This window comes from Lentzea chajnantorensis (assembly GCF_054300775.1).
In genome coordinates this window covers 1,533,813-1,556,264 of record NZ_JBSDZT010000002.1, presented here as the reverse complement: position 1 = coordinate 1,556,264, position 22,452 = coordinate 1,533,813, and the positions used below count along the sequence as shown (strand labels likewise).

The window sequence follows — 22,452 nt, the reverse complement described above, 5'->3', positions numbered from 1 at the left end:
CCCCAGTCTCACACGTCGGCGTCGGCGGCTTTCCCCGGCCGGGTGCGCGCGGCCAGCACGAGCTGGCGGACCGCGTCGAGCAGCAGGATCGCGGACACCGTGACGGCGGCGACGGCCGTGCCCAGCCAGTTGCCCTCGTAGCGGGTCGAGATCAGCGGGTCGCGGCCTTCGAGCGGGTAGGCGAGCGTGCTGATGCCCCGGTTCCACGCCCAGACGGCGACCAGCACGAGGACGACGGCCACCACCAGCTCACCGGCGGCGATCAGGGCGCGTTTGGGCTGGTGGAGGTCGGGAGCGGGCTGCGTGGCGGGGTACGGGCCCTGCGCGAGGGCCGCCGCGTGGGAACGCTCCTCCGCGGTGGGCTCGAACTCCTCGGCCAGCTCGGCTGGCCCGCCACCGGCGGGCGCGGGCGACCCGGCACCGGCCGCTCCGGCCGCGGTCGCCCCGGTCCCGGTCGCCCCGGTTCCAGTCGCCTCGGTCCCGGCCGACCCGGTCCCCGGCGTCTCGGTGTCCGACGACCCGGTGTCCGACCTCGCCTCTGTCACGTCGCTCACCCTCTCACGACCTTGAGCAGCGCGGCGACCAAGGCTTCCGGATCGCGCGCCCACCCGAGCACCACGGTGCCGTCGAACAGCCGCAACGGCACGGCGGTCGTCCCCTTGGGCACCGACCAGCCACCGCCGAGCACCCGCGCCCCGGTCGGCGCGCCCACGTCGCGGAACGCCTCGACCATCGCAACCGGCAGGCGTTCCCGCCCGAACTGCACGTCCTCGGTCGTCAGCCGCACGCTGCCGACCTTGCGCCGCCCGTTGACCCACAGGAACGCGGCCAGCAGCAGCCCCAGGCCCACGATCGTCCACAGCGCGACGGACGCGGGCCCGGTGATCAGCTCGACCAGGTAGCCCGCGACGGCGAACGCCGGTCCCCACACCAGCGGCCACCGGCTGCTGCCGGACTCCTGGTACAGGGGCACTAACGCACGTACCTGTTCGACGCCGGCATGAACTGCAGCACCACGGCCGCGACGGTCAGCCCCATCACCAGCAGCGTCAGCAGCACCCCCGGCTGCCACGAGTCGGCGCGCACGGCGAACAGCAGCGTGCCGATCATGTTCAGCAACCCGAGCGCGCCGAGGATGGTCAGCAGGATTCGCGCCCAGTTCTGCCCGTTGCGCAGCACGACCGCGAACGCCACGTACGGCGCGGCCGCCACGAGCATGCCGAAGCCCGCGAACACCGCGATCGTCGTCACGCCCAGCTCAGCCGCCTGCCGGTCGTCCTCCCTGATCGTCGAGTCACCGATCAGCGCGTCGGCGTTGCCGAGGATCAGCACCGGCAGCACGGCGACCGCGAGGACCGCGGCGGCGATCCAGGTCCACATCGCCGCGGTGATCGTCGCCGGTCGCGGCGGCGCCAGCTCCTGGGGCGGCACCGGGGTCAGCGGTGCCATCGACCAGGCCGGGTTGTGCACCGGCTGCACCTGGTACTGGCTCGTCGGCTGCGGGTACTGGCCGGCCTCGTAGGGCGCCGCCTGGTACTGGCCGGGGTTCTGCCACTGCTCCGGGTTCTGCCAGGAGCCCTGCGGATCGCTCACTCGTCACGCACCTCCGCGAACCACTGTGCCGTACGCGACTGCCACGTGAAGACGATTGCGACGGAGATGAGCAGCAACGTGACCAGGTTCGCCGCGCTCACCCCGAGGAACAGCAGCCAGATCATGTGCACGACCGCGATCACCGACACCGCGATCCGAGCCCACTTCCTGCGGCGCAGGAACGCGCGGGTCAGCCAGGCGTAGGCGGCCGCGAACAGCACCGCGATCACGGTGAGCGTGGTCAGGAAGCTCGTGACCTGCCCGGACGTCCACCTCGTGAGCTCCTGCACCTGCCCGCGCTGGAACCACAGCCCCGCGGTCACGAACAGCACGAACACGGCGATGGCGAGCCACAGCCCGACCGCGGTCCGCACCGTCCTGGGCGTTCCGGTGTCCTCCAGCGGTTCCTTCACAGCGCCTGCTCACGGGTGAGGTAGTCGGTGGACTGGCGGAAGAACAGCAGCGCGAGACCACCCAGCGCGATCACGACGACGACCAGCCCGAGCAGGTTGTCGACGAACAGCTGGAAGAACAGCGCGATCATCAGCGTGATGAACAGGCTCGTGCGGCTCCTGCGCGAGCCCTGGCGGACCCGGTTGCCGAAGAACACCGCCAGCGCGGCCAGCAGCACGTTCACGCCGAGCGCGACCAGCAGCACCGTCGGCACCAGGTCGGCGATCTCCTGCGCGGTGAGCCCCTGGTCGGTGTTCGCCTTCACCTGGGCGTCGATGAGCACCTGCCGGTTGACCCACAGGAAGAGCGAGGTGAGCACGACGAACGCCATGCCGACCACGACCAGCCAGAACCCCGCGGTGATCGTGCCGGGAGCACCCGACCGCTTCGGAGACGTCACGGTCGGAACTTAGGGCCGCAGGAAGTCGGTGTCCACCGCGACGCGCGTCCTGAAGTGCGCGGACGACCGCCACATCAGCACGATCGCGGTGGCGTCCAGACCGGCGGTGACGACCGTGACCACCAGGTCGACCGGCCGCAGCACCACACCGACCTCGGCGGCGATCCCACTGGCCCAGGCGAACACCCGGAACACTCCGAAGAGGACGGACGCGGCGCCGATCGCGGTCAGCACGACGCGGGCCCAGTTCTTCCCGCGTGCCATGGTGTTCGCGAGCCGGGTGTAGGCCAGCAGCACGGCCGTGACGATCAGCAGTCCGAACAGGATGCCACCGTTGACGCCGGCGTCGACCTGGTCCTGGCCCATCCCGGGGTTCTGCCGCCGGGCCTCCGCCACGAGCGTCTCGCGGTCGAACAGCTCGGCGACGAACCGCACCATCCCGAGCAGCGCGCTGGAGATCCACAACCAGCGCGCCGCGTTCACGAGCTTCGGGACGGGCGGTGGAGCGGTTACCGGTCCAACCACCGCGCGGCTTCCACGGCCCAGTAGGTCAGCACGATGTCGGCACCGGCGCGCCGGATCGACGTCAGCGACTCGAGGATCGACCGCTCGCGCTCGATCCAGCCGTTCGCGGCGGCGGCCTCGATCATCGCGTACTCGCCGGAGATCTGGTACGCCGCGACGGGGACGTCCGACACCTCGGCGACCGCGCGCAGCACGTCCAGGTACAGCAGCGCCGGCTTCACCATGACCATGTCCGCGCCCTCGGCGAGGTCGAGCTGCACCTCGCGCATCGCCTCACGGGCGTTGGCCGGGTCCTGCTGGTAGGTCTTGCGGTCACCGGCGAGCTGCGACTCGACGGCCTCGCGGAACGGGCCGTAGAACGCCGAGGCGTACTTGACCGCGTAGGCGAGGATGCCGGTGTCGGCGAAGCCCGCGGCGTCCAGGGCGTTGCGGATGAACGCGACCTGGCCGTCCATCATGCCGCTGGGGCCGACGACGTGGGCACCGGCGCGGGCCTGGGCCACGGCCAGCTCGCCGTAGGCCTGCAGGGTGGCGTCGTTGTCCACGGTGCCGTCGGCGGCGAGCACGCCGCAGTGGCCGTGGTCGGTGAACTCGTCGAGGCAGCAGTCCGACATCAGCACGGTGCTGTCGCCCAGCTCCGCGCGCAGGTCGACCAGCGCGGCGTTGAGGATGCCGTCCGGGTCGGTGCCGGCGGAGCCGACGGCGTCGCGCTCGGCCGGGACGCCGAACAGCATGATGCCGCCGACGCCCGCCTGCACGGCCTCTACCGCGGCCTTGCGCAGCGAGTCACGGGTGTGCTGGAGAACGCCGGGCATGCTCGTGATCTCGGCCGGCTCGCGCAGGCCCTCCTTGACGAACATCGGCAGGATCAGCTGCCGGGGGCGCACCTCGGTCTCGGACACGAGGCGGCGCATGGCGGGCGTCGTGCGCAGACGCCGGGGCCGGTGCAGTGGGTACATCGCTTGACTCCCTGACTTCAAGAGAGTCGAAGGGGCCACCCAAAGGATCTTGGAGTGGCCCCGACGGCTTCAGTGTCTTCTAGCTCCTGCGCAGACGCTTCGTCTTGCGGGGAGGAGGCAGCGCTCCCTCGGCGCGCAACCGGGCGGCGTGGGCGGCCAGCGCGTCGACCAGCGCGGGCACGTTCGCCTCCTCGGGCTGCACGTCGACCCGGAGGCCGAACTCCCGCGCCGTCTCGGCGGTCTGCGGGCCGATGCACGCGACGAGCGTGCGGGCGTGCGGCTTGCCCGCGATGCCGACCAGGTTCCGCACCGTGGACGACGAGGTGAAGCACACCGCGTCGAAGCCACCGGACTTGATCATCTCGCGGGTGTCGGCGGGCGGCGGGGCCGCACGCACGGTGCGGTACGCCGTCACGTCGTCGATCTCCCAGCCACGTTCGCGCAGGCCGGCGGCCAGCGTCTCGGTGGCGATGTCGGCCCGCGGCAGCAGCACGCGGTCGACCGGGTCCAGGATGTCGTCGTAGGGCGGGAAGTCGTTGAGGAGGCCCTCGGACGACTGCTCACCGGACGGCACGAGCTCGGGGATGATGCCGAACGAGCGCACCTTCGCGGCCGTGGCCTCGCCGACGCAGGCGATCTTCACGCCGGAGAACGCGCGGGCGTCCAGGCCGAACTCGCGGAACTTCTCCCACACGGCGCGCACGGCGTTGGTCGAGGTGAAGACGACCCACTGGTAGCGGCCGTCGACCAGGCCCTTGACCGAGCGCTCCATCTGCGCGGGGCTGCGCGGCGGCTCGACCGAGATCGTCGGCACCTCGACGGCGATCGCGCCGTGCGAGTGCAGCCGCTCGGACATCGCGCCGGCCTGTTCCTTGGTCCGCGGGACCAGCACGCGCCAGCCGTACAGCGCCCGCGACTCCCACCAGGAGAGCTTCGAGCGCGCGGCGGCGGCGGCACCGACCGTGACGACCAGCGGGCCGCCCAGGTCACCGGCGTCCGCGGCCGCGGCGGCCAGCGTCGTGTCGACGGTGCGCTGCTGGAAACCGGTGCCCTCGGCGGTCACGGCGACCGGCGTCTGCGGCGCGAGACCGTTCTCGACCAGGTTCGACGCGGCTTCCGCCAGGTGCGAGCCGGTCGCGTGCAGCACGAGGGTGCCGGGGGCGGACGCGAGGCCTGCCCAGTCCGTCACCGCGCGCACGTCGACCTCGGTGTGCACGCCGCCGAGCGCGACGCCCGCGTACGCCGGTACGGCGGTGCCCGCGGGCACGCCGGGTACGACGTCGAACGGGATCGTCGACTTCGCGACGGCCTGCGCCTCCTTGACGACCGAGTCGAGCGTCAGCGGGTCACCCGCGACGAGGCGGACGACCGTGGCGCCGTTCTTCGCCTCGTTCACCAGGTCCTTGGCCACGTCGGCGGACTCGCCGACGGCGGGGCGGACCTCGACTCCCTCCGCCACGGTCGCGAGGACGTCCGAGGGGACGTCCGGGTCGGTGACCACGAGTTCAGCCCTGGTGAGCAAGTCGTGGGCCCGGACCGTGAGCAGCCCGGTGTCGCCGGGGCCGGAGCCCACGAAGGCGATGCGTCCGGGGGTCTTGCGTGCGCGGGTCATCAGGGCACTCCCCATCGATTACGCCTCTGGACCGCTGAGAACCGCGGCCCCGAGGTCGAGCAACTCGGCGGCCAGCGCCCGGCCGAGTCCCTCAGCTTCGGTCAAGTCACCGGTGGCGGACGCGCGGAGGAGATCGTTCTCCGGCGTCGCTGCGACCCCGCGCAGGGAAAGTCGGTACACGACCTTGCCCTCGTCGTCGAGGTCCTCCACCACATCGGCCAGCGCGCCGACCGGCGCGCTGCAGCCCGCTTCGAGCGCAGCCAGCATGGCGCGCTCCGCGGTCACAGCGGCCCGGCTGGCCGAGTCGTCCAAAGTGGACTGGATCAGGTGCTCGGAGTCGACGTCGTCGATCCGGCACTCCACTGCCAACGCGCCCTGTGCGGGTGCGGGAAGCATCTGGATGGGCTCCAGGCTCTCGGTGATCTCGCTCGTGCGACCGAGGCGCGCGAGGCCGGCGCGAGCCAGCACCACGGCGTCGAGGTCGCCGTTGCGGACCTTGCCGATGCGGGTGTCCACGTTGCCGCGCAACGGAACCACGTTCAGCCCGAGGCCGAGGGCCTCCAGCTGCGCCGCACGGCGCGGGGAACCGGTGCCCACAGTGGACCCCGGCGGCAGCTCGCCGAGCGTGAGCCCGTCGCGCGCCACGAGGGCGTCACGCGGGTCCTCGCGCTGCGGCACGGCCGCGAGCACCAGACGGGGGTCCGGCGCGGTCGGGAGGTCCTTGTAAGAATGGACGGCGACGTCGATCTCGCCGTTCGCGAGCGCGTCACGAAGGGCCGACGTGAACACGCCGATGCCGATCTGGGCGATGGGCGCGTCGGAGAGGTCGCCCGGCGTCTTGATGACGACGATCTCGACCTGTGCTCCGGCAGCCTTGAGCGCCTCGGCCACGGTCCCCGTCTGGGCGAGCGCCAGAGCGCTGCCACGGGTACCGATCCGTAGGGTGCGGGTCACCGCGTTTCACCATCCACAGAAGCTTGCTTGGTCTGACTGACGGCCCCTGGCGTCTGGGGGTCGAGCCCGAACAGTTCGCGGAGAGCCTCCGCGTAGCCGGTACCACCGGGGGAGGTTGCGAGCTCCTTCACCCGGACGGTCGGCGTGTGCAGGAGCTTGTCTACAACGCGGCGCACCGTCTTGGCCAATTCACCGCGTGTCGCGGCGTCCAGTTCGGGAAGCCGCGAATCGAGGCGGAGCAGCTCGGCGTCGACCACCTCGGCCGCCCGCTTGCGCAGCGCCGTGACGGTCGGGGTGACCTCGGCGGAGCGCTGGGTGGCGAGGTAGGCCTTCACCTCGTCGGCGACGAGCCGGGCAGCCAGCCTGGCGTCCTGTCCCGCCGGGGCGTCCGAGAGGCGCCGCTGCAGCGTTTCCAGGTCCACCACACGAACGTTCGGCAGTTCGGCCGCGGCCGGGTCGACGTCCTTGGGCAGGCCGAGGTCGCACACGACGAGCGGGCGCGAGCGGGCGCTGATCATGTCCGCGCGGACCACCGTGTCGATCGACCCGGTGCACGCGAAGACGATGTCCGCGAGGTCGATCTCGACGGCCAGCGCGGCGAGGTCGACGGCCGTCGCGGGGACGCCGTCGGCCCGCAGGGACGTGGCGAGGCGCACACCGTTGGCCTGCGTCCGGTTGGCGATGACGACCTCGCCGATGCCCGCCCTGCGCAGGTGGGCGGCGGCCAGGCCGCCCATGGCGCCGGCGCCGACGAGCAGCGCGCGCCTGCCGACGAGGGTGCCCAGCTCGGACTCCGCGTCACCGAGGGCCTCGGACACGACCGACGCGCCCGCGTGGTCGATGCCGGTCTCTGCGTGCACGCGCTTGCCGACGCGCAGCGCGTTCTGGGTGAGCTCGTGGACGGTCCTGCCGACGGTGCCCGCCTCGTCCGCCGCCGCGTACGCACCGCGCAGCTGACCGAGGATCTGGGACTCGCCGACGACCATCGAGTCGAGGCCGGCCGCGACGGAGAACAGGTGCTCGACGGCAGCGGCGGCGTAATGCACGTAAAAGTGCTCGTACAGCGACTGCGGGTCGACCTGGGCGTGCTGGGCCAGCACGTCGACGACCTCGGACATGCCGCCGTGGAACGACTCGACGACGGCGTAGACCTCGACCCGGTTGCAGGTGGAGAGGACCATCGCCTCGGAGACGCTCGGGGCGGCGAGCAGCTGGCCGAGGACCTTCGGCAGCTGGGGCTCGGCCACGGTGACGCGTTCGAGGACCGGGACGGGTGCGGTGCGGTGCGAGAGACCGACTACGAGCACGCTCATGCACTCACCACGTCTGCCGGAGCCGTCTGGCTCACGCTCACGGGCGAATCACCATCCCGTCCACACCATGTCCGTTGTTGCCTGCCGGGCCGATCCCCGCCGAGACGCCGCCTGCTGCGTGCACAGCCTCGTCCGCACGCCGAGCGACGTGGAACGACAGGATCTGCATCTCGACCGCCAAGTCAACCTTGCGCACCTCGACGTTGTCTGGAACCTGGAGGACAACCGGTGCGAAGTTCAGGATGCACTGCACGCCCGCAGATACCAAACGGTCGCAAACCGACTGAGCGGCGGGCGGCGGCGTCGCGATCACGCCGATCGACACCTCGCGCTCGATGCAAACAGCGGTGATCTCGTCGATGTGGTTGACCGGAATGCCCCCAACAGGCACTCCGACGAGATCGGCGTCCACGTCGAACAGGGCGGTGACCGGGAACCCGCGGCCGGGGAACCCGCCGTAGTTGGCGAGAGCGTGACCAAGGTTACCGATGCCGACGACGGCCACGGAGTGGTTGCGGGTGAGGCCGAGGATGCGCTCGATGTGGCTCACGAGGACCTCGACGTCGTACCCGACGCCCCTCGTGCCGTACGAGCCGATGTAGCTCAGGTCCTTGCGGAGCTTCGCGGCGTTGACGCCGGCCGCCTGGCTCAGCTCCTCGCTGGAGACCGCGGTCACACCCTGGTCCGACATGCCGGACAGGACGCGGAGGTAGACGGCGAGCCTGGCCACCGCCGCCTCCGGGATCGCACGCGCGCGCTCCCTGTCGGCGGGCTCCAGAGGGGTGGCGGTCGTCTCACCTTCGCCCCGCTGTGCTGCCACGCGTCCGACCTCCGGGTGTGCTCCACCGCAGGGAGCCCGCGGCGTTGGTGATGCTCACACCGTACCGCTTGTGAACGCATGCACAAAGTCGGCGCTCGCCGGTCGCGACGGCGGTGACGGGCTGTGACCAGCACTTCCTCGGCTCATGATCATTCCGGGTGAGCGCCTACTCGACGGTGAACGTGACCGAGTGCCATCCCGTCGCACCGTCGGGAACGGGGTCCAGGCGCGCCTGGTCCTGGGTGTACCCGGACTTGTCGGTGGCCCGGCACTCGACCGTGTGACTGCCGGGCCGGAGGTCCTCCTCGACCCGCCACATCCGCCACGTGCTGTCGCTGACGTCGGCGGCGAGGACGGCCTCCCGCCACGGCCCGCCGTCGAAGCGGACCTCGACCTTGGCCACGCCCTTCGGCTGCGCCCACGCCGTGCCCGCGACGACGGTCCTGCCCCGGACCTTCGCGAGCCCCCTGGGCCGGTCGATCCGCGACATCGTCTTGATCGGCGCCCTGGTCGCCCAGCCGCGCGGGATCCAGTAGCCCTGGTCCTTGGCGAACGTGGTCACGTTGAGGTCGGTGACCCACTTGGTGGCGGAGACGTAGCCGTAGAGGCCGGGCACGACGAGCCGCGCGGGGAAGCCGTGCTCGGCGGGCAGCGGTTCGCCGTTCATGCCGATCGCGATCATGCCGCGTTCCAGCACGTAGTCGAGCGGGCTGCCCGCGGTGAACCCGTCGTCGCTGGTGCTGAACAGCTGGTCGGCGCCCGCCCGCACGCCGGCCTCGCGCAGCACGTCGCCGATCGGGATGCCGATGAACTTGGCGGTGGAGATGTAGGGGCCGCCGACCTCGTTGGACACGCAGGCCAGCGTGATGACCTCTTCTGTGAGGTCGCGCCTGCGGATGTCGTCGAACGTGAGCACGGTCGGCCGTTCGACCATGCCGTGCACCCGCAGCGACCACTCCTCGGCGCGGAGCCGCGGGACGCTCAGCGCCGTGTCGATCCGGTAGAAGTCGTCGCCGCTGGTGATGAAGCTCGGCGTGCCGTCCCCGGTGAAGTCGGCGCCCGGTGGCGGCTCCGGCGCTGGCGTGGCGGCCTTGAGCTCGCCGATCGCCTGGCGGGAGCCCTCGACGTCGGTCCGGCTGCCGAACAGCTGCCCCGCGACGCCCGCGACGGCCGCGAGCCCGGCGGTGACGAGGAAGTCCCGCCGCGCGCCGTCGTGCTGGGCCTCCCGGTGCAGGTAGCGGAAGACGTAGAGGCCGGCGGCGAGGCTCGCGACCGGTGCGAGGACGCTGAGCTGGCCGACGTCCGGCCGGCTCAGCACGGCCGCGATGCCGACGACGCCGAGCGCGACCGCGACCACCGAGCCGGGGGTGGGGCTGGTGCGGCTGAGCAGGCCCGCCGCGACGCCGACGCCCGCGAGGACCAGCGCCATGCCGGTGAGCAGCACGAGCTTGTCGTAGGTGCCGAACGTGGCGACGGCGAAGTCCTTGAGCCACGACGGCGTGAGGTCGATGGCGGCGTTGCCGACCGCGAGGTACGGCGAGGCGCTCAGGCCCACGAACGCGGCCACCAGGTGCCCGGCCGCGAGAGCGGCGATGACGGCGAGCAGTCCCGTGAGAGCGGCCTTGGCGGGCTTCATGCCTCTCATTCGACACCGACCCGGCCCCGGTTCGCACGGCCCGTAAGGGGTCGGTAATCAGCCCGCGGGCTACCTGACCCGGCGCCGCCACGCCATCGTGGCCGCCACGGCACCCGCCAGCGCACCCACGCCCAGCACCGACGGCACGCCGATCTTGGCCGCCTTGCGCCCGGTGCGGAAGTCGCGGATCTCCCAGTCCTTGCGGCGCGAGATCTCCCGCAGCTGCGAGTCGGGGTTCACCGCCACCGCCGTGCCGACGACCGAGAGCATCGGCACGTCGTTCGACGAGTCCGAGTAGGCCGTGCACCGCCGCAGGTCGAGCCCTTCCTTGGCGGCCAGCGACCGCACCGCCTGCGCCTTGGCCTTGCCGTGCAGCAGGTCGCCGACCAGCCGGCCGGTGTAGATGCCGTCGGCCGACTCCGAGACCGTGCCGAGCGCACCGGTGAGCCCCAGCCGCCGCGCGATGATCTGCGCCAGCTCGACCGGCGTGGCCGTGACCAGCCAGACCCGCTGCCCCGCGTCGAGGTGCATCTGGGCGAGCGCCTGCGTGCCCTTCCAGATCCGGTCGGCCATCAGCTCGTCGTAGATCTCCTCGCCCAACGACACCAGCTCGGCGACGCTGCGCCCGGCCACGAACGACAGCGCCTGCTCCCGCGAGGCCTTCACCGACTCCGGGTCCTCCCGCCCGCCGACCCGGAACTTCAGCTGCTGCCAGACGAACCCGGCAAGGTCCGACGACGAGAAGTACTTGCGCGCCGCCAGCCCACGCGCGAAGTGGAAGATCGACGCGCCCATCATCATCGTGTTGTCGACGTCGAAGAACGCGGCCGCCGTCAGGTCCGTCGGCACCGCCAGCGAGGCTTCGAGCTCGGGCGCGGCGGCAGCGGCGGCCACGGCCGCGTCGGCTGACGCCTCACCCGCGAGCTCGGCCAGCCGGTCGCTCTGCACCTCACGCTTGCCTGCCATGTGACCAGCCTAGCGATCTGGTCCGGTCGAAAACGCCCGACTGCGCCGAAGCGGATTCCATGTCGTGCCGGAACGAGACCTGGTGGGTGACGGGTGGCGGGTGGTGCCGAACGGGCGGCGACGCCCGGCGGACCAAGCCCCCGGGCCGCCTCCTCCCGGCGGCCGAGCGCACCCCGGCAGCACGCACCGCGCCGGCCCCGGCCGGCCGGGTCAGCCGAAGCTGATCCCCGGCAGCAGCGGCAGCGAGATGCTCGGCAGGGGCAACGGCAGCGGGATCGTGATCCCCGGCTTGCCCGACGTGGGCGGCGGGGTCGTGTCCGGCTGACCGGACGGCACCGGCGGCGTCGAGACCCCCGGCAGGCCGGGCACCGCGGACTGCGTCGGCTGCACCGGCGGCTGGCCGGACGCGGACGGCACCGGCCGACCGGACGGCGTGGGGGCCACCGGCGAGCGGCTGGGGGTGGTGCTCGGGGTCGGCGCCGCGGCGCACGCGTCCTTCGCGGGCAGCGGGCCGAGCGGGTCGGAGGTGCCGCTGACCACGTCGGGGCAGGCGGCGCGGGCGGCCAGGTCGTGGGCGCGCTGGGCGATGGAGGCGAGCAGCCACATGGTGGTGTCAGCGTGATTGCCGGCGTCCTCCGGCAGGCGGGGGCGCAGGACGCCGAGCTTCTCGTACTGGTCGAGGGCCCAGTCGCGCAGCGAGGGCAGGACGGTCTTGTCGGCCACGGTGCCGTACGCGGTGAGCTGGCGCGCGCCCTCCACGGCGTCGGCGTCCAGGTCGGCGAGGGCGGTGAGCTGGCTCGCCGAGTCGGCGCCGCGGTCGGCGAGCGTCTCCATCTCGGTGACGCGCGAGGCGGCGAACTCCAGGTGCTTCAGCGCGCGCGACTCGTCGTCGAAGGTCAGGCCGAGCGAGGCGCCCTCCGCGGTGCGCTTCACCCCGTACAGCGGGTCTCCCGGGAGCGCGTCACGGCTGAGCAGCACGCTCATGCCACCGAGTGACATCAGCAGGCACAGCACCGCGGCGGCGGCGACCGCCATCCGGCCACGCGCTCCCACGCGTCTTACCGACAGGAGCACCGGCGCTTTCTCCGGTGGCGGCGCGGTCAGGACGCGCTGCCTCATCCGCTCGCGGGTCGCGGCGTCAGGGCCGACGTCCAGGCCGCGCAGCAGCTCGACGACCGCGAGCTCCTCTGCGAACGAGTCACCCCCGACCGGCTGCGGACCGCCTTCCACGGCACGGGCGAATCGCTCGTGCTCCGTCTGCCGCCACCGCGGTGTTCTTCCCTTGCCGTCCATCTCAGCCCGAGTAACGAAGTTGATCTGCTTTGGGTTACGCGTCTGCGATCGCGATCACCGCAACCACGACGGGAGGATCTGTGCGAGCCGCCGGACGGCTCGGTGTTGCAACGCCTTCACGGCGCCCTCGTTGCGGTCCATGAGCTCCGCGACCTCGGACACCGACTTGCCCTCGATGAACCGCAGCCGGATGCACTCCTGCTGGTCGTCCCCCAACTGGGAGACGCAGCGGAGCAGCTCCGCGTTGGTCGCCTCGGTCATCACCTCTTGCTCGGGGCCGCTGGTCTCCTCGCGGTTGTCCTGCAGCTCCGCGGTCGTGACCTCCAGCCGGTAGCGGCTGGACTTCACGTGGTCGTACACGATGTTGCGGGCGATCGTGACGAACCAGGCGCCGACGTCACGGCCCTGGTAGCTGACCGACCCGATGCTGCGCAACGCGCGCAAGAACGTCTCGCTGGTGACGTCCTCGGCGAACGCCCGATCGCCGCCCACCCGGAAGAGGACGTAGCGGAACACCATGTCGACGTACTTGTCGTAAAGCACTCCGAACGCGTCGGTGTCACCCTCTTGGGCGGCCTTGACGAGCTGCCACGGCTCGTCGCCTGCGTCGTCGTGCTGACCTCCCGTCATGGTCCGGGTGGTCCTGATCGTCGGTCGTGCCCGCGCGGTCATCGGCTGGCGGCACCTCCACAGAGTCGCCGTGGCGGCAGCATACGTGTTGTTACTCCGTAGTAGGTAGTGGACCGATTGTGATGTGGAGACGCACCAACCGCGTATTCGTGACGCCGCCGGCGCGTGGAAGACTGCTCGGAGCGCCCAGTTGTTCATGAGGAGGCCATGGTGACTTCCGCTCGCAATGTCGCAGATCTGGTTCGTGCCTCGGCACAGCGGGGGCCGGGCCACGTCGCACTGGTCGACGTCACGAGCGGGTTGAGCCTCACGTGGGAGACCATCGACGGCGCGGTCGACGCTTTCGCCCGCCGTTTGGCCGATTCTGGTCTGGAAACCGGCGACCGGGTGGCGGTACGGCTGCCCACCGGGCCCGAGTTCGTGGTCGCCGTGTTCGGCGTCCTGCGCGCGGGCGGTGTCGTCGTGCCGACCGGTCTCGGCACCCCGTCGCGCGAGCTGCAGCGCATCCTGGCCGACTCCGGGGCCGCGTTGCTGGTCGGTGACGGCGAGGGGTCCGACGCCACCGTGCTCGACCTGCCGGACGTGCGGGCGACCGCGGAACCGTTCGAGGCGGTGGGCGGCGGCGAGGACCTGGCGGTGCTCGGCTACACCTCCGGCACGTCCGGTGTGCCGCGCGGCGCGATGCTGTCCCACCGCGCGCTGCTCGCGAACGTCGCCCAGTGCGCCTCGCTGCGCCCGGCGCCGGTGACCGCGGGCGACCGGGTGCTGCTCGCGCTGCCGCTGTTCCACGTCTACGGCCTCGGCCCCGGTCTGCTGCAGGTCGCGGGCGCGGGCGCCACGGCCGTGCTGCTGGAGCGCTTCGACCCGGCCGGCGCGCTGGACGTGATCGAGCAGCACCGGGTGACCACGATGGTCGGCGTGCCGCCGATGTACCGGGCGCTGCTGGCCCACCCGGTCGAGGTGCTGCGCGAGAAGCTCGCCACGGTCCGGCTCTTCACCTCGGGCGCGGCGCCGCTGCCCGCCGGGGTCATCAACGAGATGAAGACCGCGCTCGGCATCCCGGTCTTCGAGGGCTACGGCCTCACCGAGACGGGCCCGGTGCTGACGTCGACGCTGGTCGGCGGCACGCCGAAGCCGGGTTCGGTCGGCAGGGCGCTGCCCGGCGTCGAGATCCGGCTGGTCGACACCGACGGCTCGGTGCTCGACATCGACGAGGACGAGCCGGGCACCGGCCTGGTGTCGGCGAAGGGCGACAACCTGTTCTCCGGCTACTGGCCGGACGGTGCGCACGGGCCGGACGCGACCGGCTGGTTCCGCACCGGCGACGTCGGGTTCATCGACGCCGACGGTGACCTGCACCTGGTCGACCGGGCCGGTGACCTGATCATCGTCAACGGCTTCAACGTCTACCCGCACGAGGTCGAGCAGGTCCTCGGCGAGCTGCCGGGTGTGGTGGAGGCGGCGGCGGTCGGCGTGCCGGACGAGAGGACCGGCGAGTCGGTGAAGGTCGTGATCGTGCTGCGCGACGGCCAGGAGCTGACCTCCGACGAGGTCGTGGCGCACTGCGCGGCCCGGCTCGCGAAGTTCAAGGTGCCGACGTCGGTGGAGTTCGCGGCCACGCTGCCGCACTCGCCGACCGGCAAGCTGGCCCGCGCCGTGCTGCGCCGGCCGTTGGGAGCCTGACATGCACCACGTGACCGTCATGGGCCGCAAGGACTGCCACGCCTGCGAGGTCGCCGAGGCCGAGATCGCCCGCATCTGCGGCGAGGCCGGCGCGACCTGGTCGGTGGAGGACGTCGACTCGGACCCGGAGTGGCGTGCCGAGTACGGCGACCAGGTGCCGGTGTTCCTCGTCGACGGCGTCGAGCACGGGTTCTGGAAGGTCGAGGAGGACCGGCTGCGGGCGGCGCTAGCCGAGTAGGCCCAGGTCGCGCCAGCCGTGCTCGCCCCGCGAGGTGAGCACGACGGCGCGGCTCGTGCCGATCCGCCTGACCCAGCCCCGCCGGAGGAACTCGCCGCACAGGTGGGCCCCGGCGGCTCCGGCGACGTGCGGGACGCGTTCGGTCCAGTCCAGGCAGGCCCTGCTGACCTGCCGCTTCGAGGGTTCGAAGCCGAGCTCCCCGAGCCAGGCCAGGCCGTGCCGCGTCACGGCGAGGTCGGCGGTCAGCACGCCCAGCCCCAGCAGACCGGTCTTGAGCGCGATGCCGAGCTGTCCGGCGAGGTGGTCGTAGCAGGTCCGGCCACGGGCCAGGGCCTCCGACGCCGACGCGGCCCGCAGCGTGCGCGGCTTCTCCCCCGGCCCCGCGAACGCGGTCATCGACTCCAGCAGCTCGGCGACGTGCGGTCCTGCCAACGAGACGTACCGGTGCCGGCCCTGGCGGTGTTCGGCGAGCAGACCGCCCTCGACGAGCCGGGTCAGGTGCTCGCTCGCGGTCGACGGCGCCACACCCGCGTGCCGGGCCAGCTCGGTCGCGGTCCAGGCCCGGCCGTCCAGCAGCGCCGAGCAGAACGCGGCCCGCGTCCGGTCCGCCAGCAGCGCGGCCACCTGTGCCAATGCCTCCACGACGGCCATTCTGCGCCTGCGACGATTCGGTCAGCGCCGAACCGTCCCGGCCCTAGCTTCGTGACATGCCCGAAGAGCTGCTGAGCCTGCCCGTGCCCAGCGTTCCCGCAGGTGAGAGCGGGGTGTCGTGGCTTCGATCGCAGGTCGTCCGGTTCAGCGGCGGCCCCGAGCACACCCGCCGGCGCGCGCTCACGACCGCGTTGCTGGAGGGGGTCGACGCCACCACGCTCGACGAGCTGGCCGACCGGGTCCTGCCGGGCGCGCCGGCCGACGTCGCGGAGATCGCGCCGAGCTACCAGCCGCACGAGCCGATCACGGCGCAGGCTGACGCGGCCGTGGAGCGGCTGGTGGCCCGGCACGGGCGCACGGAGACCACCGCGGCCCGGATCGGGCTCCTGGTGCAGGCCTGGGCGGCAACGCGGGCGTTCGCCGACCGCCTGACAACCGGTGATCGGACGCCTCCGGTCCCGCTGACGCGCCGCCAGAGCGCGCAGGGCGTGGTCGAGGTCGACCTCACCGCCCACCCGTTCGGTCACGGTGCCCACGCCTGCCCCGGCCGCGAGCTCGCCACGAAGATCGCGAAGAACATGGCGTTCAAGGCGCTGCACCACCGCGCCGAGCCGTTGCTGCTGCCGAACGCCTGGGACCACGCCACCGCCGTCGCGCTCCAGGAAGCCGGTTACCCCGCCGTCGGCACCACGAGCTTCGGGGTCTCGGCGGCGCACGGCGTGCCCGACGCGTCCGGACTCGCCAAGGAGCACACCCGCGCCTTGGCCCGGCTGATCGGCACGCTGCCGTGCCCGGTCACCGCCGACGTCGAACACGGGTTCTCCGAAGACCCGGACGAGGTCGCCGAGTACGTCGCCTCGCTCGGCGTCTCCGGGATCAACCTCGAAGACGGCCGCGGCGACCACCTCGCCGACCCGGCTGATCAGGCGGAACTGGTCGCGGCGGTCAAGCGGCGGACGCCGGGCGTGTTCGTCAACGCCCGCGTCGACACGCACTGGCTCGGCATCGACGCGACGACCACCGAGGTGCTGCGCCGCGCCGAGCACTACCTCGCCGCCGGCGCCGACGGGATCTTCGTGCCGAGGCTGCCGCTGCCGGGCATCGCGACGTTCACCGCCACGTTCGACACCCCGCTGAACGTGCTGGCCGGCGAGCCGGTGCACCGGCTGGCCGACCTCGGCGTGCGGCGGATCAGCACGGGCTCGCAGCTGTTCCGCGCCGCCCGCGCCGCGACCGTCGAGACGGCGAACGCCCTGCTCAGCCCAGGAACACGTTCCGGCGCTGCGTGAGCAGCCGGTAGAGCGTCTGCTGGATCGTCTCGCGCACCTGGTCGGTCAGGTTGAACACGAGCATCGGGTCGTCGGCCGCGTTCTCTCCGAAGACGTCCGTGCGGATCGGCTCGCCGAACTCGATGTACCACTTCGACGGCAGCGGGATCGCGCCCAGCGGCCCCAGCAGCGGGAAGAACGGCGTCACCGGGAAGTACGGGAACCCGAAGAGCCGGGCCAGCGCCTTGATGTCGCCGATCATCGGGTAGATCTCCTCCGCGCCCACGATCGAGCACGGGATGATCGGCGTGCCGGTCTTGAGCGCCGCCGCCACGAACCCGCCGCGGCCGAAGCGCTGGAGCTTGTAGCGGTCCTTGAACGGCTTGCCGATGCCCTTGAAGCCCTCCGGCCACACGCCCACGAGCTCGCCGGACGACAGCAGCCGCTCGGCGTCGGGGTTGCAGGCCAGCGTCTGCCCGGACTTGCGGGCGAGCGCGCCCAGCACCGGCGTGCGGAACACCAGGTCGGCGCCCAGCATGCGCATGTGCCGCTGCGCCGGGTGCTCGGAGGCGATGCCGTACGACGTCATCAGCGCGTCGAGCGGCAACGTGCCCGAGTGGTTCGCCACGATCAGCGCACCCCCGGTCGCCGGGACGTTCGACATGCCGATCGTCTCGACCCGGAACCACTTCTCGTACAGCGGCTTGAGCGGCGGCATCAGCACGTTCTCGGTCAGGTCCTTGTCGAACCCGAACTCGTCGACCTGGTAGTCGCCCGCGATCCGCCTGCGCGCGAACGACAGCAGGTCGGTCAGCCGGCGTTCCCAGTCCGGCACCCCGGACTGCTGCTGCGCGGGCTCCGGGACCACCTCGACGTGCCGCGCTCTGCGTGCGGCGTCGCGTTCCGGGTCGTGCAGCGGGATAACGCGCGCTCCTGCCACTGCGTTCATCTCCTCAGGCAAAGATCAGCGGAAACGGGCGGCCGCGTCGAGGATTCCCCGTTCCGCGGCGTCCACCGTCTCGGGATCGACGAGCGGCTTGAGACCCCGGCCGCTCACGTAGTCGTCGAACGCCTGCTGGGTGGTCCACCGCGGTGTGAACCCGAACTCCCTCTTCAGCAGGGTCGTGTCGACCACCCGCCCCCAGTTGAGGAACCTCATCTGGTCGGGTGAGAAGTCGACGAGCCGGGCGCTCCGGAAGAAGCCGCCGACCGTGGGCACGGCCGCGCTGGGCACCGGCAGGGCCAGCCTGCCCGCCCTGCGGATGGCCTGCGACAACAGCAGCACGCCGTCGCCGCCCACGTTGAACACGCCCGGCAGGTCGTGCAGCGTCGCGCGTTCGAGGACAGCGAGGGCGTCCTCGGAGTGCAGCAGCTGCACGCGCGCGTCGTAACCCAGGACCGTGGGCACGACCGGGAGCGCGAAGTACCGGGTGAGGACCGTGTCGATGCGCGGTCCGATGAAGTTGGTGAAGCGCAGGGTCGTGACGTTCACGTCCGGCCTGCGGCGGCCGAACCCGCGCACGTACCCCTCGACCTCGACCGCGTCCTTGGCGTACCCGGACGACGGCAGGTCCTTCGGGCCCATGTCCTCGGTGAACACCGCCGGGTCGCGCGAGCTGGACCCGTACACGGCGCTCGTCGACTTCACCACGAGCTTGCGCACGTTCGGCGATTTCTGGCACGCGGCCAGCAGCTGCATGGTGCCGATGACGTTCATCTCCTTCATCGCCGTGCGGCCGGTGGGCCCGGCCGGGTTGGCGGTGACGGAGGCGTGGACCACCGTGTCCACGTTCGCCGTGGCGATGACCTTGCTGATCAGCGGGTTGCGGATGTCCGCCCGCACGAACTCGGCCCGCCCCATGCGGCGCAGCAGGTCACGCGGCGGTGGCTCGGTGTCGACCCCGAGCACGCGCTCGACGTCCGGGTTCGCGGCGAACCGCGCGGCGAGGTGGCCGCCGAGGAAGCGGCTGACTCCGGTGACGAGGACGACCTTGGGCGTCATGCGACTCCAAGCAGACGGGTGGTGCGATTGGTCGATGCTACAAGCCCGGCCGATGAGCGCAGGGGGCCGGAACGCCGTCTTGACGCAGGTCACGCAGCCTTTACGGCCCAATCACCCGATCGGCGGCGACCGTTCCCGCGTTTCCGGGCAAGCGTCTCACTGGGTGAAATTCCGTGCCAGTGCAACTACCGGGCGTGCCGGAAAAGCAGCCACCGCCGGCCCCTGCGAGAGGGACCGGCGGTGGCGAGAGCCGCACATGGGCCTTACTTGCCGCGCTTCCTGCGCTGGACGCGAGTCTTGCGCAGCAGCTTGCGGTGCTTCTTCTTCGACATGCGCTTGCGGCGCTTCTTGATGACCGAGCCCATGCGGGATCCTTAGCTCTAGACGTTGCTTTTACTGGCGCGCCCCAGCCTTGGCCGTGTCAAGCACGGCGCGCCGGTAAGCACGATCGGCCTGCCAGTCTACCCGCTGGGGTTCGCCAGTCCTGCAACGCCCTTCAGCCGGCGTCGAAGTACGCGTTCTCGAGGTAGGCGTGCACCGCTTTCTCGGGCACCCGGAACGACTTGCCGACCCGCACAGCGGGCAGCTCACCGGAGTGCACCAGGCGGTACACGGTCATCTTCGAGACCCGCATCATCGAGGCCACCTCGGCCACGGTCAGGAACTGCACCTGAGCGAGACCTGTTCGTTCGTTCTCCTTCGCAGACATGCATCACCGCATCCTTCGACACGTGTCGTGCCGTCGGTCTTCCCCACCGACGGTTCGACACGCACGTGCTGCCCTGAGAGTAGCGGGACTGGTGTGACCACTGCGACGACCAACCGGTCAGTCTTGATGTCACGCGGGAGTCCCGCGTTCCCCTGAGGGGCACGCGGGGCCCCCGCGTGCACCAGGAGAGTACGAAAGCTCCCCGCGTGCACTCAGTCCTCGTGCTGGCGGCCCAGTTCGACGGAGCGGTCGCGGGCCGACTCGATGGCCGCCAGCAGGGCCGCGCGGACGCCGTGCTTCTCCAGCTCGCGGATCGCCATGATCGTCGTGCCCGCCGGTGACGTGACCGCCTCGCGCAGGATGACCGGGTGCGACTGGCCCTCCGCCAGCATCGTCGCGGCGCCCACGGCCGACTGGATGATCAGCTGCGAGGCCAGGTCACGGGGGATGCCGAGCAGGATGCCCGCGTCGATCATCGCCTCGACGAGGAAGAAGAAGTACGCCGGGCCGGAACCGGACAGGGCGGTGACGGCGTCCTGCTGCGACTCGGGCACCACCGCGACCTTGCCCACGGTCGACAGCAGCTCCTCGACGACCTTGAGGTGCTCGGGCGTGGCGTTGGACCCACCGGAGATGGCGCTCATCGCCTCACCGACGACCATCGGCGTGTTCGGCATGACCCGCACCACCGGCGTGCCCTCCGGCAGCCTGCGTTCGAACAGGGCGGTCGGCAGGCCCGCGCACAGCGACACGACCAGCGCGCCCGGCTTCAGCACCGGCTTGAGGTCGACCAGCAGCGGCTCGATGTCCTGCGGCTTGACGGCGACGATGAGCACGTCCGCGCTCGCCGCCGCACCGGCCACCGTGGTGCCCTCGATGCCGTACTGCTCGGTGAGCGAGCGCGCACGGGCCTCGTGCTTCTCGGTGAACATCAGATCGGCGGCCGGACGACCGCCCTGCAGAAGCCCGGACAGCAGCGCCTCACCGATCTTGCCCGCGCCGAGCACCGCGATCTTCGTCATCGGTCAAGTCTCACACAGCAGGTGTCAGCGCCAGCTGCCGTGCCTGGCACACCAGCCGGCCGGTCGCGTCGATGACGGTGGCGTCCTCGTCGAACCACTGCCCGTGCACCGCCTGGCAGGTGACGTGGATGCGCAGCCACCCCGGTGCCGGCCGCGCCCGCAGCAGGGCCGTCAGCTGCACCGTCGGCGACCACCCGAACCGGCCGAGGTTGAACGTCACCGGCATCGACAGGTCGCCCGCGAGCAACGCGAAGAGCAGGTCGGGGTGCTCGTCGACCGGCCGCGCCCACAGCTTGAACGTGAGCGGCCCGTCCGTGCGCCGTTCGAGGAACGCCGCCGACTCCCGGTCCACCCGCAGGTCGCACAGCGCGCCGACCTTGTAGGCCCCGCCGGTCGGGAACGACGCCAGCTCGATCGACCCCGGCGGAGGCGCGGCCGGCACCTGCGGCAGGTTCGCGTAGTCGGCCCGGTTCTCCGGGATGCGCCCGAGCGTGACCGACGCCTCGACGCACACCTGACCGCGCTGCTCCAGCGTCACCGCCACCACCGTGGCCGTGCGCCCCGCCTTGCGCAGATCGGTCCTGACCAGCACCGGACCGACCTCGGGCGCGCGCAGGAACTGCGCGGACACCGCGAGCGGGTCGTGGCCGGTCAGCTCCGCGGCGGCCCTGGTCATGACCGCGAGCAGGAACCCGCCGTGCGGCTTCGGGCCCACGGTCCACTCGGCCGGGAGCGAGGCGGTGAAGGTTCCGTCACCGAGTGACCGCACCGCGCTGGACTTCGAGAAGGTCATGAGCGGCTGGCCAGCGACCGCAGGAAGAAAGTCACGTTGGCAGGCCGTTCCGCAAGTCGCCGCATGAGATATCCGTACCACTGCTCGCCGTACGGGACATAAACGCGCGTCCCGAGCCGCTTCTGCTCCTCCGGCCGGATGCCGTAGAGCATCTGGAACTCGAAGTCGGTTTTGTCATACCACCGCGCCCGCTCACCGATGATCTCGATGAGCCGCGGGTCGTGCGTGCCGAACATCGGGTACCCCTCTCCTGCCAGGAGCACGTTGGCGCAGCGCACGTAGTTCAGGTCCACCTCGTGCGGGTCCTGGATCGCCACCTCCGGCGGCTCCGCGTAGGCGCCCTTGACGAGCCGGACCCGGCTGCCCTCGTGGCTGAGCGCCCGGCAGTCGTCGAGCGTGCGGTGCAGGTAGGTCTGCAGCACCGCCCCGACCCACGGCCACGTCCTGCGCAGCTCGCGCAGGACCTCCAGCGTGGAGTCGGTGGTGGTGTGGTCCTCCATGTCGAGCGTGACCGTCGTGCCGCACTGCTCGGCCGCCGCGCAGATCCGCGAGGCGTTCGTGAGCGCGAGCGACTCGTCCAGCGACTGGCCGACCGCCGACAGCTTCACGCTGACCTCGGCGTTCGCCGCCAGGCCTGCGGCGTGCAGAGCGTCGAGCAGCTCCAGATAGGCCTGGACGGTCTTCTCCGCCTGCGCCTTGTCGGTGGTGTCCTCTCCGAGGTAGTCGAGCGTCACCGGCAGTCCGAGATCGCGGACGACCCGCACGGCGTCCGCCGTCGACTCGCCGGCCACGAACCGCCTCACGACGTCCCGGCTGATGGGCGCGTTGGCGACGAGGTGCCGCACCGCCTCGTTGCGAGACGCGGCCATGATCAACGCTCGCAGCGGGTCCACACCGGAACCCTAACCCGCTGGCCTCCGCCGCTCAGCGCA

General features: G+C 71.6%; 26 protein-coding genes. 3 read left to right on the top strand and 23 right to left on the bottom strand.

Features of this window, described 5'->3' with window-relative positions; genetic code table 11:
* Window positions 1-8: 8 nt before the first annotated feature.
* From ACVDFE_RS08385 to ACVDFE_RS08315, 15 genes are all read right to left on the bottom strand, one after another.
* A complete protein-coding gene (locus ACVDFE_RS08385) occupies window positions 9-554 on the bottom strand; it encodes a hypothetical protein (protein ID WP_458430119.1) in 546 nt (181 codons plus the stop codon).
* A complete protein-coding gene (locus tag ACVDFE_RS08380) occupies window positions 551-973 on the bottom strand; it encodes a hypothetical protein (RefSeq protein ID WP_360399804.1) in 423 nt (140 codons plus the stop codon). Before ACVDFE_RS08380 ends, ACVDFE_RS08385 begins: the two co-directional genes overlap by 4 nt.
* On the bottom strand, window positions 973-1,593 hold the full coding sequence (locus ACVDFE_RS08375; RefSeq protein WP_458430118.1) for a hypothetical protein: 621 nt from the start codon (window positions 1,591-1,593) through the stop codon (window positions 973-975). The genes ACVDFE_RS08380 and ACVDFE_RS08375 overlap by 1 nt, the downstream gene beginning before the upstream one ends.
* On the bottom strand, window positions 1,590-2,006 hold the full coding sequence (locus ACVDFE_RS08370) for a hypothetical protein (RefSeq protein ID WP_458430117.1): 417 nt from the start codon (window positions 2,004-2,006) through the stop codon (window positions 1,590-1,592). The genes ACVDFE_RS08375 and ACVDFE_RS08370 overlap by 4 nt, the downstream gene beginning before the upstream one ends.
* Window positions 2,003-2,446 carry a hypothetical protein gene (locus ACVDFE_RS08365; RefSeq protein ID WP_458430116.1) on the bottom strand — a complete coding sequence of 148 codons (444 nt, stop codon included), beginning with the start codon at window positions 2,444-2,446 and terminating at the stop codon, window positions 2,003-2,005. The genes ACVDFE_RS08370 and ACVDFE_RS08365 overlap by 4 nt, the downstream gene beginning before the upstream one ends.
* Window positions 2,447-2,455: 9 nt before the next feature.
* The gene (locus ACVDFE_RS08360) at window positions 2,456-2,971 is read right to left on the bottom strand and encodes a hypothetical protein (RefSeq protein ID WP_360399816.1); all 516 of its coding nucleotides are present in this window, start codon (window positions 2,969-2,971) and stop codon (window positions 2,456-2,458) included.
* Window positions 2,956-3,930 (bottom strand): porphobilinogen synthase, encoded by a 975-nt coding sequence (gene hemB, locus ACVDFE_RS08355; protein ID WP_458430115.1) that lies wholly within the window; start codon window positions 3,928-3,930, stop codon window positions 2,956-2,958. Before hemB ends, ACVDFE_RS08360 begins: the two co-directional genes overlap by 16 nt.
* Before the next feature lie 79 nt (window positions 3,931-4,009).
* Window positions 4,010-5,542 (bottom strand): bifunctional uroporphyrinogen-III C-methyltransferase/uroporphyrinogen-III synthase, encoded by a 1,533-nt coding sequence (locus tag ACVDFE_RS08350; RefSeq protein ID WP_360399822.1) that lies wholly within the window; start codon window positions 5,540-5,542, stop codon window positions 4,010-4,012.
* An 18-nt stretch (window positions 5,543-5,560) separates the two neighbouring features.
* Window positions 5,561-6,496, bottom strand: a complete 936-nt coding sequence (hemC, locus tag ACVDFE_RS08345) for a hydroxymethylbilane synthase (RefSeq protein WP_360399825.1) — start codon at window positions 6,494-6,496, stop codon at window positions 5,561-5,563.
* On the bottom strand, window positions 6,493-7,809 hold the full coding sequence (locus ACVDFE_RS08340; protein WP_360399828.1) for a glutamyl-tRNA reductase: 1,317 nt from the start codon (window positions 7,807-7,809) through the stop codon (window positions 6,493-6,495). Before ACVDFE_RS08340 ends, hemC begins: the two co-directional genes overlap by 4 nt.
* Window positions 7,810-7,846: 37 nt before the next feature.
* Complete coding sequence (locus ACVDFE_RS08335) at window positions 7,847-8,587, bottom strand: redox-sensing transcriptional repressor Rex (protein WP_360399914.1); 741 nt, start codon at window positions 8,585-8,587, stop codon at window positions 7,847-7,849.
* A 208-nt stretch (window positions 8,588-8,795) separates the two neighbouring features.
* Window positions 8,796-10,265, bottom strand: a complete 1,470-nt coding sequence (locus ACVDFE_RS08330) for a molybdopterin-dependent oxidoreductase (RefSeq protein WP_458430114.1) — start codon at window positions 10,263-10,265, stop codon at window positions 8,796-8,798.
* 69 nt (window positions 10,266-10,334) lie between these two features.
* Entirely contained in the window at window positions 10,335-11,231 is an 897-nt protein-coding gene (locus ACVDFE_RS08325) for an HAD family hydrolase (protein ID WP_360399834.1), read from the bottom strand.
* Between the two features lie 210 nt (window positions 11,232-11,441).
* Window positions 11,442-12,524, bottom strand: coding sequence for a DUF5667 domain-containing protein (locus tag ACVDFE_RS08320; protein ID WP_458430113.1), 1,083 nt, complete (start codon window positions 12,522-12,524; stop codon window positions 11,442-11,444).
* Between the two features lie 54 nt (window positions 12,525-12,578).
* The gene (locus ACVDFE_RS08315; RefSeq protein WP_360399840.1) at window positions 12,579-13,154 is read right to left on the bottom strand and encodes a sigma-70 family RNA polymerase sigma factor; all 576 of its coding nucleotides are present in this window, start codon (window positions 13,152-13,154) and stop codon (window positions 12,579-12,581) included.
* A 207-nt stretch (window positions 13,155-13,361) separates the two neighbouring features.
* Here ACVDFE_RS08315 and ACVDFE_RS08310 point away from each other — a divergent pair, with 207 nt between their 5' ends.
* Both ACVDFE_RS08310 and ACVDFE_RS08305 read left to right on the top strand, forming a co-directional pair.
* Window positions 13,362-14,837, top strand: coding sequence for an AMP-binding protein (locus tag ACVDFE_RS08310; RefSeq protein WP_458430112.1), 1,476 nt, complete (start codon window positions 13,362-13,364; stop codon window positions 14,835-14,837).
* A gap of 1 nt (window position 14,838) precedes the next feature.
* Window positions 14,839-15,075 (top strand): glutaredoxin family protein, encoded by a 237-nt coding sequence (locus ACVDFE_RS08305; protein WP_360399846.1) that lies wholly within the window; start codon window positions 14,839-14,841, stop codon window positions 15,073-15,075.
* Here ACVDFE_RS08305 and ACVDFE_RS08300 read toward each other — a convergent pair.
* Complete coding sequence (locus tag ACVDFE_RS08300; protein ID WP_458430111.1) at window positions 15,064-15,726, bottom strand: ArsR/SmtB family transcription factor; 663 nt, start codon at window positions 15,724-15,726, stop codon at window positions 15,064-15,066. The two genes, ACVDFE_RS08305 and ACVDFE_RS08300, sit on opposite strands and share 12 nt — an antisense overlap.
* Before the next feature lie 56 nt (window positions 15,727-15,782).
* Between ACVDFE_RS08300 and ACVDFE_RS08295 the strand changes: the two genes are divergently transcribed.
* Window positions 15,783-17,015, top strand: a complete 1,233-nt coding sequence (locus ACVDFE_RS08295; protein ID WP_458430110.1) for an isocitrate lyase/PEP mutase family protein — start codon at window positions 15,783-15,785, stop codon at window positions 17,013-17,015.
* Here ACVDFE_RS08295 and ACVDFE_RS08290 read toward each other — a convergent pair.
* The 7 genes from ACVDFE_RS08290 to ACVDFE_RS08260 all read right to left on the bottom strand — a co-directional run bounded on the left by ACVDFE_RS08290 (window position 16,984) and on the right by ACVDFE_RS08260 (window position 22,413).
* Window positions 16,984-17,943 carry a lysophospholipid acyltransferase family protein gene (locus tag ACVDFE_RS08290; RefSeq protein ID WP_360399855.1) on the bottom strand — a complete coding sequence of 320 codons (960 nt, stop codon included), beginning with the start codon at window positions 17,941-17,943 and terminating at the stop codon, window positions 16,984-16,986. The two genes, ACVDFE_RS08295 and ACVDFE_RS08290, sit on opposite strands and share 32 nt — an antisense overlap.
* 15 nt (window positions 17,944-17,958) lie before the next feature.
* The gene (locus tag ACVDFE_RS08285; RefSeq protein WP_360399858.1) at window positions 17,959-18,996 is read right to left on the bottom strand and encodes an NAD-dependent epimerase/dehydratase family protein; all 1,038 of its coding nucleotides are present in this window, start codon (window positions 18,994-18,996) and stop codon (window positions 17,959-17,961) included.
* Between the two features lie 263 nt (window positions 18,997-19,259).
* Window positions 19,260-19,361, bottom strand: a complete 102-nt coding sequence (locus tag ACVDFE_RS08280; protein WP_015105422.1) for a 30S ribosomal protein bS22 — start codon at window positions 19,359-19,361, stop codon at window positions 19,260-19,262.
* A gap of 131 nt (window positions 19,362-19,492) precedes the next feature.
* On the bottom strand, window positions 19,493-19,705 hold the full coding sequence (locus ACVDFE_RS08275; RefSeq protein WP_053737062.1) for a helix-turn-helix domain-containing protein: 213 nt from the start codon (window positions 19,703-19,705) through the stop codon (window positions 19,493-19,495).
* 212 nt (window positions 19,706-19,917) lie between these two features.
* Window positions 19,918-20,727, bottom strand: a complete 810-nt coding sequence (gene proC, locus ACVDFE_RS08270; RefSeq protein WP_360399861.1) for a pyrroline-5-carboxylate reductase — start codon at window positions 20,725-20,727, stop codon at window positions 19,918-19,920.
* Between the two features lie 10 nt (window positions 20,728-20,737).
* A complete protein-coding gene (locus tag ACVDFE_RS08265) occupies window positions 20,738-21,520 on the bottom strand; it encodes a thioesterase family protein (protein WP_360399864.1) in 783 nt (260 codons plus the stop codon).
* Window positions 21,517-22,413, bottom strand: a complete 897-nt coding sequence (locus ACVDFE_RS08260) for a proline dehydrogenase family protein (RefSeq protein WP_458430109.1) — start codon at window positions 22,411-22,413, stop codon at window positions 21,517-21,519. The genes ACVDFE_RS08265 and ACVDFE_RS08260 overlap by 4 nt, the downstream gene beginning before the upstream one ends.
* Window positions 22,414-22,452: the final 39 nt, after the last annotated feature.